Origin of the sequence: Chryseobacterium culicis (assembly GCF_900108365.1) — a bacterium.
GTDB lineage: Bacteria > Bacteroidota > Bacteroidia > Flavobacteriales > Weeksellaceae > Chryseobacterium > Chryseobacterium culicis.
The window spans coordinates 531,890-543,372 of the sequence record NZ_FNWQ01000003.1; the positions used below are offsets into that span (position 1 = coordinate 531,890).

General features: G+C 37.8%; 15 protein-coding genes. 10 read left to right on the forward strand and 5 right to left on the reverse strand.

The window, feature by feature from the left end; genetic code table 11:
* Positions 1-3 precede the first annotated feature (3 nt).
* Positions 4-603 (reverse strand): hypothetical protein, encoded by a 600-nt coding sequence (locus BLW74_RS14090; protein WP_228424916.1) that lies wholly within the window; start codon positions 601-603, stop codon positions 4-6.
* A gap of 55 nt (positions 604-658) precedes the next feature.
* On the opposite strand from BLW74_RS14090, the gene BLW74_RS14095 reads away from it, so the two are divergent.
* The 10 genes from BLW74_RS14095 (at position 659) to BLW74_RS14140 (ending at position 8,734) form a co-directional block, all read left to right on the forward strand.
* The gene (locus BLW74_RS14095; RefSeq protein WP_228424918.1) at positions 659-1,279 is read left to right on the forward strand and encodes a toxin-antitoxin system YwqK family antitoxin; all 621 of its coding nucleotides are present in this window, start codon (positions 659-661) and stop codon (positions 1,277-1,279) included.
* 5 nt (positions 1,280-1,284) lie between these two features.
* Positions 1,285-1,815 carry an RNA methyltransferase gene (locus BLW74_RS14100; RefSeq protein ID WP_089693201.1) on the forward strand — a complete coding sequence of 177 codons (531 nt, stop codon included), beginning with the start codon at positions 1,285-1,287 and terminating at the stop codon, positions 1,813-1,815.
* A gap of 187 nt (positions 1,816-2,002) precedes the next feature.
* Entirely contained in the window at positions 2,003-2,656 is a 654-nt protein-coding gene (locus BLW74_RS14105; protein WP_089693203.1) for a CBS domain-containing protein, read from the forward strand.
* 1 nt (position 2,657) lies between these two features.
* Positions 2,658-3,524 carry an NAD kinase gene (locus BLW74_RS14110; protein WP_089693205.1) on the forward strand — a complete coding sequence of 289 codons (867 nt, stop codon included), beginning with the start codon at positions 2,658-2,660 and terminating at the stop codon, positions 3,522-3,524.
* A gap of 71 nt (positions 3,525-3,595) precedes the next feature.
* Positions 3,596-4,666, forward strand: coding sequence for a class II fructose-bisphosphate aldolase (gene fbaA, locus BLW74_RS14115; protein ID WP_089693207.1), 1,071 nt, complete (start codon positions 3,596-3,598; stop codon positions 4,664-4,666).
* Between the two features lie 89 nt (positions 4,667-4,755).
* Complete coding sequence (gene accD / locus BLW74_RS14120) at positions 4,756-5,610, forward strand: acetyl-CoA carboxylase, carboxyltransferase subunit beta (RefSeq protein WP_002982142.1); 855 nt, start codon at positions 4,756-4,758, stop codon at positions 5,608-5,610.
* A 54-nt stretch (positions 5,611-5,664) separates the two neighbouring features.
* Entirely contained in the window at positions 5,665-6,174 is a 510-nt protein-coding gene (locus tag BLW74_RS14125) for a DUF6973 domain-containing protein (RefSeq protein ID WP_089693209.1), read from the forward strand.
* Positions 6,175-6,477: 303 nt separating this feature from the next.
* A complete protein-coding gene (locus BLW74_RS14130) occupies positions 6,478-7,881 on the forward strand; it encodes a nucleoside recognition domain-containing protein (protein ID WP_089693212.1) in 1,404 nt (467 codons plus the stop codon).
* 54 nt (positions 7,882-7,935) lie between these two features.
* Positions 7,936-8,301 (forward strand): four helix bundle protein, encoded by a 366-nt coding sequence (locus tag BLW74_RS14135; protein WP_089693214.1) that lies wholly within the window; start codon positions 7,936-7,938, stop codon positions 8,299-8,301.
* A 40-nt stretch (positions 8,302-8,341) separates the two neighbouring features.
* On the forward strand, positions 8,342-8,734 hold the full coding sequence (locus BLW74_RS14140; RefSeq protein WP_089693216.1) for a hypothetical protein: 393 nt from the start codon (positions 8,342-8,344) through the stop codon (positions 8,732-8,734).
* 15 nt (positions 8,735-8,749) lie between these two features.
* Here the strand turns inward: BLW74_RS14140 and BLW74_RS14145 are convergent, their stop codons facing one another.
* The 4 genes from BLW74_RS14145 to BLW74_RS14160 all read right to left on the reverse strand — a co-directional run bounded on the left by BLW74_RS14145 (position 8,750) and on the right by BLW74_RS14160 (position 11,421).
* Positions 8,750-9,634: a ferric siderophore ABC transporter substrate-binding protein gene (locus tag BLW74_RS14145; protein WP_089693217.1), complete on the reverse strand. Its 885-nt coding sequence runs from the start codon at positions 9,632-9,634 to the stop codon at positions 8,750-8,752.
* A gap of 36 nt (positions 9,635-9,670) precedes the next feature.
* A complete protein-coding gene (locus BLW74_RS14150; RefSeq protein WP_089693220.1) occupies positions 9,671-10,069 on the reverse strand; it encodes an ExbD/TolR family protein in 399 nt (132 codons plus the stop codon).
* Between the two features lie 12 nt (positions 10,070-10,081).
* A complete protein-coding gene (locus BLW74_RS14155; RefSeq protein WP_089693222.1) occupies positions 10,082-10,786 on the reverse strand; it encodes a MotA/TolQ/ExbB proton channel family protein in 705 nt (234 codons plus the stop codon).
* 173 nt (positions 10,787-10,959) lie between these two features.
* The gene (locus BLW74_RS14160; protein WP_089693223.1) at positions 10,960-11,421 is read right to left on the reverse strand and encodes a hypothetical protein; all 462 of its coding nucleotides are present in this window, start codon (positions 11,419-11,421) and stop codon (positions 10,960-10,962) included.
* Positions 11,422-11,483 lie beyond the last annotated feature (62 nt).

An 11,483-nucleotide genomic window follows, 5' to 3' on the forward strand; every position in this document is an offset into this window, starting at 1 on the left:
CTGTTAAAGCTTGATTTCTTTAAGTTCGCCATCCTGTTTTATTTCTACAAATTTGCTTTCCCTGTTGGCCGCAGAGTATCCGTAGAAAAATGTGCTGTATATGGGTGTTGAATACAGATAAGCTCCATATCCGTTGTACGCATCTGAAGTTCCGGTCTGCTGTTGGTAGCTTGCCGTAGCTGTAAAATTGACAATGGTCTCAAGGTAGTACTTCCCTGGTTTCAGCTTTTCAAATTTAAACCTGCCATGATCATCTGTTAAAGCTTCTACTCTGTATTTAAAAGCCTCTTCAGACATGTATACCGTTGTTTTCTTATTTTCATATTTCCTTCTCATATCATAAAACTCCTGAAAGTAAGGAGTAACAGGAAACAGCATAACAACGGTTCCTTTAGGGGCATAATGTTTTTCTCCAAGCAAAGGTTTAATTCCCCAATTGTTTTTTTGTTTAGTGGAAGCCACTCCTTCAATGGTGGAATTCCCGAATCCGAGCATTTCTCTCGCCAGTTTTTTATCAAAGAAAGCTTGCGGATAATACGTATTCTGTGCATTCAGATATATAAATCCCCATATCAGTATGAATAATGTAAGTAATTTTTTCATAGTATATTTTTGAGTCAAATATAAGTATTTTACTATTTTTGAAATAAAATTAGCTATGAAGTACCTATTTCTATTATTTTTTTCCACTTCCGTGCTGGTTATGGCCCAGAAACCTTGTGGATATAAAGACGGTTTACAGGAAGGTTCCTGCAAAGAGTTCTATGACAACGGCCAGGTAAAAAATATGGTAGAATGGAAAAAGGGGAAACTGGACGGAGATGCTATTTTCTATCATGACAACGGAAAAGTGCAGTCAAAAGGAGAATATAAGAAAGGATATAAAGTAAAAGAATGGTCCTATTTCGATAAGAATGGAGTACTTACTTCTAAAGAGACCTTCAGAAACGGGGAAAAGAATATTTATGACAATAGTCTTACGGCGACTTTTTATTCTCCGGCCGGTAAAATAACTGAAATTTCCAATTATAAATTCAATAAATTACAGGGTGAAAGCAAAACCTTCCACGAAGATGGAAAATCAATAAAAGATATCGGCCAGTACGATAATGGCCTGGCTACCGGAAAATGGAAAGTATTTTATCCCTCAGGAAAACTGCAGCGAGAGACTGAGTTTGCCAACGACAAAAGAAACGGAAGCAGAGTTCACTACCGTGAAGACGGAAGCATAGAAAAGACAGAGGTCTATAAAGACGGAAAATTAATCTCAACAAAATAATACAATTGGTACAGAAACTAAAACTGGAAGAACTTAACAGAATAGATGTAGAAACATTTAAGAAGGTTGAAAAAATTCCGTTGGTCATCATTTTAGATAATATCAGAAGTATGCACAATGTGGGTGCAGCTTTCAGAACGGCAGATGCATTTCTAATAGAGAAAATAATTCTCTGCGGAATTACCCCTCAGCCACCCCACCGTGAAATTCATAAAGCGGCATTGGGAGCAACGGAAAGTGTAGACTGGTCTCATGAAGCAGATACCAATACGGCCATTTCTGATTTAAAAAGCAAAGGATATGAAATCGTCGGAATTGAGCAGACTACCGGCAGCCAGCTAATCACAGATTTTACAATTGACAGGTCAAAAAAATACGCTTTGATCTTAGGAAACGAAGTGGAAGGAATCAGTGATGAAGTGCTCCCCAATATTGATGTATTTTTGGAAATTCCGCAGCTGGGAACCAAGCATTCTCTTAATGTGAGCGTATGTGCCGGAATTGTGATGTGGGAATTCGCAAAAGCTCTAAAATAAAAAAACTGCATATGTCCTTAGTAGACAGTGCAGTTTGAAATAAATCTAATAAAAAGTAAAAATGAAAGGCGACAAAGGTACTTTATTTTTCTTTACAAACAAATTTTGACGGCACTTTTTTTGATCTCCATTAAAAAAAATAGGGTTTTCAGAAAAAGTTTCATTTAATTTTTTATAAATTAGCACAATGTTTATCAAGGACTATATCTCAAAAGACTTTCCGTGTTTTAGCCTCTCTGACTCTATAGAGTCGGCAAGAAATATGTTGGAAGACTTTGGATATTCCCACGTTTTCATCAAAAAATCCCATCACTTCTACGGAGCTCTGGCGATGGATTTTCTGTACGAAGAAGATGGCGGAACCCTGAAGGATCTTGAACATCAGATTGAGCGTTTTGCCATTCTGGAAGACAATAATATTATGGACAGTATCCGTCTGTTTTATACTTTCAGTTCCAATGTGATTCCGGTGATTAATAAAAATGAAAAATACTTGGGGTATATTACCTGTGAAGATGTTTTTCAGGACCTTTCCCGTTATCCTTTATTTTCGGAAACAGGAGCTATTCTTACTGTAGAAACTCCGGCCAGAAAATACTCTATGACGGAAATTACCAATATCGTAGAAAGCAATAACTCGAAATTTTACGGGGGGTTTATAAGCTTTATGTCTGAAGAGGTAGTTCAGGTCACCATAAAGATCAGCAATGAAAACCTGGCTTCGATAGACTCTACATTTGACCGGTATGACTACAGAATCGTTGAAAAATACTATTCTGATGAGAAATCCGATCTGTTTAAAGACCGTTATGGTTTTTTACAAAAATTCATAGAAATATAACATGAAGGCAGCCATATATTCTCAGAAAAAAGATCTTGATACTTTTTTATATTTAAGCAAGTTTATCTCTGAACTTGAAGCAAGAGGTGTAAAATCTGTTCTGTACGATGAAATGGCTGAAGCACTTCAGTTTTCAAAAATATTTGAAACATTCAATTCCAAACAGGACCTTCTGGACAAAGAAGTGGATCTTTTCTTCACTTTCGGCGGAGACGGAACCATTGTAAATTCTTTAACCTTTATTGAAGATCTTGAAATTCCTGTGGTAGGAGTGAATACCGGGAGACTTGGGTTTTTAGCATTCTTTACCAAAGAAGAAGCCTTCAAAGAACTGGATTCTATCTTAAAAGGAGAAGTAAAAACCAGCCGCCGTTCAGTAATTGAAGTTGTCTCTCCAAAATTGGAAGGTGCTTTCCCATACGCTTTGAATGACGTTACCGTTTCCAGAAAAGAAACAACATCCATGATCACGGTAGACTCTTACATTAATGATGAATTTTTGAATGTTTTCTGGGGTGACGGTGTTATCATTTCAACGCCCACCGGATCTACCGCTTACTCTCTGAGCTGCGGCGGACCGATCATTTCGCCAAACAACGAAAACTTTGTAATTACGCCTATTGCTCCTCACAATCTGAATGTGAGACCTTTGGTAGTGAATGATAAAGTAGAAATAAAATTCCGGGTGGAAAGCCGTGTACCTCAATACTCTCTTTCTCTGGACTCCCGACTGATCCACATAGAAACCGATAAGGAAATCATTATCAAAAAAGCAAAATTCCAGCTTCTTCTGGTACAGCCCAACAGCCTTAGTTTCTACGAAACCATCCGTCAGAAGCTTCTTTGGGGCAGAGATAAAAGAAATTAGTAATTTCTTAAAAATGATTACCTTTACACGAAATTAAAAACACCTAATAAATTTATAACAAAAAGTAAAACATGAGCAGAATTTTTCCGGCAGGAGTTGCCACAGGTCAGTTAGTTACTGATATCTTTCAGTATGCTAAAGAAAACAAATTTGCATTACCTGCAGTAAACGTAATTGGATCAAGCAACGTCAATGCTGTGATGGAAACTGCAGCAAAACTGAACGCTCCTGTAATTATTCAGTTTTCAAATGGTGGAGCTGCATTCAACGCAGGAAAGGGATTAAACAATGACGGACAAAGAGCTGCCGTTTTAGGTTCTATCGCTGGAGCAAAACATATTCATACGCTTGCTGAAGCTTACGGCGCAACGGTAATTTTACATACTGACCACTGTGCTAAGAAATTGCTTCCCTGGATCGACGGATTAATGGATGCTAACGAAGATTTCTACAAGCAGACAGGAAAATCTCTTTACTCTTCTCACATGCTGGATCTTTCTGAAGAATCTTTAGAAGAAAACCTTGAGATTTCAGCGAAGTATTTCGAAAGAATGGCTAAGCTTCAGATGACTCTTGAAGTAGAAATCGGGGTAACGGGTGGTGAAGAAGATGGTGTTGACAATTCAGACGTTGATAACTCTAAACTATATACTCAGCCTGAAGATATCGCTTATACCTATGAAAAATTAAAAGCGGTTTCTGATAACTTTACAATCGCTGCGGCTTTTGGTAATGTACATGGTGTGTACAAGCCAGGAAACGTAGTGCTTACTCCAAAAATCCTTGACAATTCTCAGAAGTATGTTCAGGAGAAATTCGGAACAGCTGCCAAACCTATCAACTTTGTATTCCACGGAGGTTCAGGATCTACTCTAGAAGAGATCAGAGAAGCTATAGACTATGGAGTAATCAAAATGAATATTGACACTGACCTTCAGTTTGCCTATACAGAAGGAGTGAGAGATTATATGGTGAACAATATTGACTATCTAAGAGCTCAGATCGGAAACCCTGAAGGAGAAGAAAAGCCTAACAAGAAATTCTATGACCCAAGAGTTTGGGTAAGAAAAGGTGAGGAAACATTCTCTACAAGATTGGTGAAAGCATTTGAAGATTTAAATAACGTAGATACTTTAAAATAAGAACTGTACATTTGCATCAATGTAAAAAGTATTCATAAAAACACATTTACATTGGTACATTTTACATTTATACATTAATACAAGCAAAAATGGCATTCGACTGGTTTAAAAGAAAAGCAAAAAACATTACCACTTCTACTGATGAAAAAAAGGACGTTCCCAAAGGCCTTTGGCATCAGACTCCATCCGGAAAAGTAGTGGAACATGATGAACTAAAGAGAAATAACTATGTTTCTCCTGAAGACGGATTTCATGTGAGAATAGGAAGTGCAGAATTTTTTGACATCCTTTTTGATGGTGGTAAATTTACCGAACTGGATGCCAATGTTGAAAGTATTGATATCTTAAACTTCAAAGATACAAAGCCTTACAAAGACCGTCTGAAAGAAGTAAAAGCTAAAACAAAACTTACAGATTCCATCAGAAATGCGGTGGGAACTGTAAAAGGAACTGAAATGGTAGTTTCCTGTATGGATTTTGCTTTCATTGGTGGATCTTTGGGTTCTGTAATGGGCGAAAAAATCAGAAGAGCGGTAGATTACTGTATCGCGCACAAACTTCCGTACATGATCATCTGTCAGTCCGGAGGAGCTAGAATGCAGGAAGCCACGTACTCTTTGATGCAGCTGGCAAAGGTTCAGGCTAAATTAGCTCAGCTTTCTGAAGCAGGACTTTTATACATTGCTTATCTTTGTGACCCTACATTCGGAGGAATTACAGCTTCTTTTGCCATGACTGCTGATATCATTATGGCAGAGCCGGGAGCACTGATCGGTTTCGCCGGTCCAAGAGTAATCCGTGAAACCATTGGTAGAGATCTACCGGAAGGATTCCAGACATCAGAATTCCTGCAGGAAAAAGGATTTGTAGATTTCATCGTAAAAAGAACTGAAATTCAGGATACTGTAGCAAAAACAGTAAATTTATTAGCTGTAAAAGCATAGTATCTGTAACAAAAACAATACAATCTCTCTCTAATTAGGGAGAGATTTTTATTTATGAGGACTTTTAAGATATTTTTCAATACCATCAGAAGTATGAGTTTTAAAAAGATAATGCGTCTTTTATCACTTGTTCTTCCCCATCCTCTTTTCTCCCTGTTAAGTTTCTATGCTACGGTGAAAGCTTTTACCATAGCACAAAAAAGATTCCCTAAAACAGCCTCTACTAACGGAATTGGAAATGCATTCAGACATGCGTTGTGGTGCTGCTTTATTATGATGTACTGCTGCAAAATTTCTTCCCCTAAAAAGGCTCTTGATTTCTGCAAAAGAATCACAGACATGCATGAAGAGCTTTTCCCAAATGAACCTTTGGAAACCAAAATGGATCTTCATAACAACAAAATCGGGATGGATTATTTTATGGAACTTTTACCGGGAATCCACCGTCAGTTTTTCGAAAAAAGCTTTTTTGTAGATGCATTAATCAAAAAAATGGACGAAGCCAAAGTTCTGAAAAATCTGGATGACAATTTTGAAGGGCATCTTGTTTATCTGGAAGAATAAATCATTTTAATTTTAACCGTGAATAATCGCAAGGAAAATCTGAAGACTTAACGTATATTTTTTGATCGCAAGGACATTTCATTCAGCGATGTTTCACTAATTGACATTCCCCGTTGCTTAGTGCTAATGCCTTCGCGAACAAAAAAATCATAATTATTAGGATCTTTTTCAAAAATTGCTCCAAAATACATCTAAAGCAAGCAATCCATCAATCGTTTTCTTTCACTGCGGAATAACAAAAGACTTTAGTTATTTTTGTGGTTTAAAGTATTTTTGATAAGTTTAAACAATTAAATCAATCAGATGGTTCTCAGCAGAATTTGGTCGGCTTTTATTATCATTGCCATTGCCATTGCCAGTATAAAATATATTTCGTCCAGCAACTATAAAACCATTTTCAATGATATGGTGGTGGGAAAAGGCGGTGATACGGTGAAGATTGCCTCTCAGCCAATGAACAGCCTCTCCCCTGTTGTGAGAGACAGCCTGATGAAAAAGAATGATTTTGCAGACAGCAGAATTCACTATAAAACGGACTCTTTAAAACAGAATGTAAATGTTTATCGCGTTCAGGAAGCTGATGGAGTTATCGGAACATCTGAGACCGCGGTGAAAATCTGTCTGGGGCTTATCGGAATCATGACCCTGTTTATGGGCTTTATGAGCATTGCTGAAAAAGCTGGAGGGATCAACCTTTTAAGCCGTCTGATCCAGCCGTTTTTCTCCAAATTATTTCCGGATATCCCCAAGAATCATCCCGCTTTCGGGCACATGCTGATGAACTTCAGTGCCAATCTGCTTGGATTAGATAATGCGGCTACTCCTTTTGGATTAAAAGCTATGGAAAGCCTCCAGACCTTAAATCCTAATAAAGATACAGCCAGCAATTCGCAGATTATGTTTTTGTGTCTTCATGCGGGAGGCATGACCCTGATTCCCGTATCCATTATCGCTATCAGAGCATCTATGGGATCCAAAACCCCTACAGACATTTTCCTTCCTTGTATGATTGCTACTTTTGCCGCTACACTGGCTGCGATGATTATTGTTTCTTTATATCAGAAAATCAATCTTCTCCGTCCGGTGGTGATTGCTTACGTAGGAGGAATTTCAGCGGTTATAGCACTTTTAGTAGTCTATCTTGTACAATTAAGCAAAGATGAGCTGGATGATTTCAGTAAAGTACTAAGCAACGGTTTAATTCTCTTTATCTTCCTTGCCATTGTCCTGGGAGCCGTTTATAAGAAAATCAACGTTTTTGATTCCTTTATTGAAGGTGCAAAAGAAGGATTTACAACCTGCGTCAAAATCATTCCTTACCTGGTTGGAATGCTGATTGCCATTTCATTATTAAGAACTTCCGGTGTTTTTGATGTGATTATTGACGGAATGAAATGGGTAGCCAATGCTGCCAGTATGGATCCAAGATTCGTGGACGGGCTTCCGACAGCATTGATTAAACCTCTATCCGGTTCGGGAGCAAGAGGAATGATGGTGGATACAATGTCAACATTCGGAGCAGACAGTTTTCAGGGGAAATTAGCCGCAGTACTTCAGGGAAGCTCAGATACGACGTTTTACGTGATCGCAGTTTATTTTGGTGCCGTTGCCGTTAAGAATACAAGATACACGGTAATTGCCATGCTTCTGGCCGATTTGGTAGGTGTTATTACTGCCATTGCGCTGGCTTATTTATTTTTCGCTTAATAAAAAAGTTGCAGGTTGGGTAGTTGCTAGTTTTTTACCGTTAAAAATGTATTAATGAGTTACGAGAAACTTGATATTTATAACATTGCTTTTGAGTTGTTTATTGAGACACATAAACTCTCACTCCAACTGCCAAATTACGAATTATATGAGTTGGGCAGCCAATTAAGACGATCTGCTGATTCTGTTGTCACAAACATTGCAGAAGGTTATGGAAGAAACAATTACAAAGGTGACTTTATAAGATTTCTTACCTATTCTCAGGCAAGTTGTGATGAAACGGTATGCCATTTGTCAAAAATTAACAGGCTTTATCCTGAATTAAACTTAAACTTCAAAGAAAAATCAGAACAATATAAACTCTTAGGAGGAAAAATCAACAACTTTATAAAATACGTTCAATTAAACTGGCGCACATAACAAACTAGCACCTAGCACCTAGCAACAAAATTACCTCATTATGATTACAGATAAAGAATTTACCCTAAGACTCATTCGTCAATTAACTCAGGCATTGGAAAAACTAATTCTTGATAAACCTGAAGAAAGTTTAATGCAGAAAGAACTGGACTTTGATACGCTGATGAGAGATATCTTCAAGATGAGCTTCACAGAGGTTTCTTCTAAAACCAAGGAAGAAATAATTGCCATCGTTAACGAAAGACAGGAAAGAGATCATAAAGATTATTACGAAATGCTGGGAAATCTTTTCTATTTTAACAGCAGGCATGATCAGAATAAAGATTTCCAGGATAAAGCAAAGACATTTTATGAGCTGTACCTAAAGACCAGCGGAATTTTTGCCCTGCCGGTTATTAACAGAATAAATGAATTAAAAAAAGCACTTGAATAAAGTGCTTTTGTATTTTTAGAAGGTAATTTTATAGGTTCCGGTGGAAGATGTGCCGGCTTTTTCTGCCTTTACATATTTCTTTACCCATGCTACTGATGTAGATGACACGCAAGGATCCGAAATACCGCCTGCTCTTCTTGCTGACACTACATTTCCTGCTTTATCTACGGTATAAGCAATGGTAATTGATCCGCTGGCCGTACAGCTGTGAGAAGGCTGCGCTCCTCCTCTTCCCATAGTTCCGGGGATATAGCCAATCAGTTTTCTGTCTATTCCTACTTTACTGTCTCCGTTTCCGTCACCACCTAAAGGATCTCCTGCGTTTCCAATGCCATCGCCGGTTCCCTGGCTTCCGGCTTTTGTTCCTCTTCCTTTGATGAGATTTCCAATAGCAGCATTTCCTTTTCCGTCTCCGGTTCCTGTTTTCGAATTAGCCGTTGCTGCTCCGGATTTTTTAGTATTTTTTGAAGCACTTGTACTGGTGGCTTCTTTTTTCTCAGCTTTTTTAGACTCTTCTTTTTTAGGAGCCGTTGCTTTTGAATTATTTCCTGTGATTACCTTTTCTTTAACTTCTGCTTTCTTTGGTTCAGGAGCAGGCTCGGGTTTCACAACCGTTTTTGTTTCCGGCACTGGTGTTTCTGCGGGCTCGGGAGTAACCTCTTCGGTTGCTGCAGCAAGGCTTCCAGGCTGCTCGGCAGGTTCTTCAATTCCTTTTCCGTTTCTGTTGTCACCGAAATTGACCAGCATTGTGGTAACCACTTCAGGTTCTTTATCCAGGTCAGGTTTGAGCTTATATAAAAAAACAAAAAGCAGAATAGCAGCCCAAATCAGAATAGAAAGCAGGGCGCTCTTTACTCTGTCTTTGTTTTCTTCGTTTCTGTTTGCTGTATAGCTTCTCATCTTTAAAAAGTAATTCTTTCCGGAGATCCGGATCTGTTATTTATCTTTAACCGTTGCAATCGCAATATTAAATTTATGTTTTTCAGCAATTTCCATTACAAAAACAACATCTTTATGCAATGTATTTTCGTCTGCTCTTATCGTAAATGATTTATTAGTCTGCCCCGCCAACTTATCTACAATAATCTGCTCCAGTTCTCCTTTATTGGCAGGATTATCATCTACAAAAAATGATCCGTCCGGTTTAATGCTTACCGTCAAGGGATTGGGTATATTGTCTTCAACCGCTCCGGCTTTCGGCAGATTCACATCAATAGCGCTCTGATTGGCGGCCGAAGAAGTGATCATAAAGAAAATCAGCATCAACAGGATAACGTCTGTCATCGCTGCTAAACTGAATTCCGGATTTGCTTTATTTCTTCTTTGAATTTTCATCGTAAGAAAGATTTATAAAGGTTTGTTGATAAGGTCCAAAAACTCGCCTGACATATTCTGCGCTTTCAGTACGAATTTATCAATCCTTGTTAAAAGGATGTTATAGCAAAAGTTCGCCGGAATAGCTACTGCCAAACCTACAGCAGTCTGCCCCAAAGCCGTATAAATACCTTCCGAAAGGGTCTTCGGAGAGAAAGATCCTGTTGCATGAGATAAGTTAAAGAAAGCGATAATCATCCCGATCACCGTTCCTAAAAGTCCCAGCATGGGTGCAATACTTGGTACTACAGCAAGAAGATTCAGGTTTTTCTCCATATTGGCTACTTCTACCTGAGCCTGCGCTTCCATGGCACTTACAATATCTGAAACGGGACGTCCCAGTCTTGAAATTCCTTTTTCCAAAATTCTTCCTTCCGGAGAGTTTTGTGTTTTGCAGTAATCTGCAGCCGCTTCTATTTTGCCAGCTTTAATAAAGTCTTCAATATTGTTCATAAAGTTGGAATCTGTTTTTGAGGACAGTCTTTTGATAAAGAAAAACCTTTCAAAAAACAGATAAAGAGAAAATATTCCCAACAGTAATACGGTGACCATCACTATTTTGGCAAAAGCTCCTCCGTGGAACATAATCTTCCAGAATGAAAACTCTAAATTGTCTGTAGCAACTGCGGGTGTAGCGATTTGTGCAAATAAAATCTGAGAAAGTTCCGTTAACAGCATTAAATGTGAATTTTATTAAATTTTCAACGACAAATGTAGGAGAATATTATGAATTGAACTCTTAAAAATTGCTTAAAAACAACTTAAAATTTGTTACAATGGTATCAATAGCAAATTTCTTTCCAAAAAATAATTCTGAAAAGAAATTTGGTATAAAAAGGGCAGAAGATCTTTTAGTCTTCGTCTACCTCAATATCATCCTGCTTGAATTCGCATTTTAATCTAAAAGGGATCGGGGTCTCTGATCCGGTATAGAAATCATCAATGGTGCCTTTCCAGATTACCTGAAGCTCTCCTTCTTCATTTTTTTCGAAAAGAAGCTCATTATCATAGATATAGGCATCTTCATCATCGAAAAGATCTACTTCTGTATAGGTATCTTCGTCAGAATCATTGATTTTGATAGTTTTTCCTTCAATTTCCGCGGATTCGATAGGAAAATCGAACACTTCAAGTGAAAGCTGCGGAAAGTTGTACTGTAATGAATCATCATCTACGTGATCCAAACTGTCATCCGTAATCACTTCAACCTCTAAAAAATGTTGCTGGTTGCTGTAAACTGCCTTACAATAAGTATTTCTGATATTGTATTTTAGCGTTTCATCCGGATGGTAAATTTTTAAAATCCCTTTCATTTTTTCTTAAAAAAGAACTGTAATAATATGATTGTTAAACGTTTTAGACAAAGATAAAAAAT

Bases quoted from the DNA above. Each gene is read 5' to 3' on its own strand.
- BLW74_RS14090 (WP_228424916.1), bottom strand. From the start codon at position 603: ATGAAAAAATTACTTACATTATTCATACTGATATGGGGATTTATATAT.
- BLW74_RS14095 (WP_228424918.1), top strand. From the start codon at position 659: ATGAAGTACCTATTTCTATTATTTTTTTCCACTTCCGTGCTGGTTATG.
- BLW74_RS14105 (WP_089693203.1), top strand. From the start codon at position 2,003: ATGTTTATCAAGGACTATATCTCAAAAGACTTTCCGTGTTTTAGCCTC.
- BLW74_RS14110 (WP_089693205.1), top strand. From the start codon at position 2,658: ATGAAGGCAGCCATATATTCTCAGAAAAAAGATCTTGATACTTTTTTA.
- fbaA (WP_089693207.1), top strand. From the start codon at position 3,596: ATGAGCAGAATTTTTCCGGCAGGAGTTGCCACAGGTCAGTTAGTTACT.
- accD (WP_002982142.1), top strand. From the start codon at position 4,756: ATGGCATTCGACTGGTTTAAAAGAAAAGCAAAAAACATTACCACTTCT.
- BLW74_RS14125 (WP_089693209.1), top strand. From the start codon at position 5,665: ATGAGGACTTTTAAGATATTTTTCAATACCATCAGAAGTATGAGTTTT.
- BLW74_RS14130 (WP_089693212.1), top strand. From the start codon at position 6,478: ATGGTTCTCAGCAGAATTTGGTCGGCTTTTATTATCATTGCCATTGCC.
- BLW74_RS14135 (WP_089693214.1), top strand. From the start codon at position 7,936: ATGAGTTACGAGAAACTTGATATTTATAACATTGCTTTTGAGTTGTTT.
- BLW74_RS14140 (WP_089693216.1), top strand. From the start codon at position 8,342: ATGATTACAGATAAAGAATTTACCCTAAGACTCATTCGTCAATTAACT.
- BLW74_RS14145 (WP_089693217.1), bottom strand. From the start codon at position 9,634: ATGAGAAGCTATACAGCAAACAGAAACGAAGAAAACAAAGACAGAGTA.
- BLW74_RS14150 (WP_089693220.1), bottom strand. From the start codon at position 10,069: ATGAAAATTCAAAGAAGAAATAAAGCAAATCCGGAATTCAGTTTAGCA.
- BLW74_RS14155 (WP_089693222.1), bottom strand. From the start codon at position 10,786: ATGCTGTTAACGGAACTTTCTCAGATTTTATTTGCACAAATCGCTACA.
- BLW74_RS14160 (WP_089693223.1), bottom strand. From the start codon at position 11,421: ATGAAAGGGATTTTAAAAATTTACCATCCGGATGAAACGCTAAAATAC.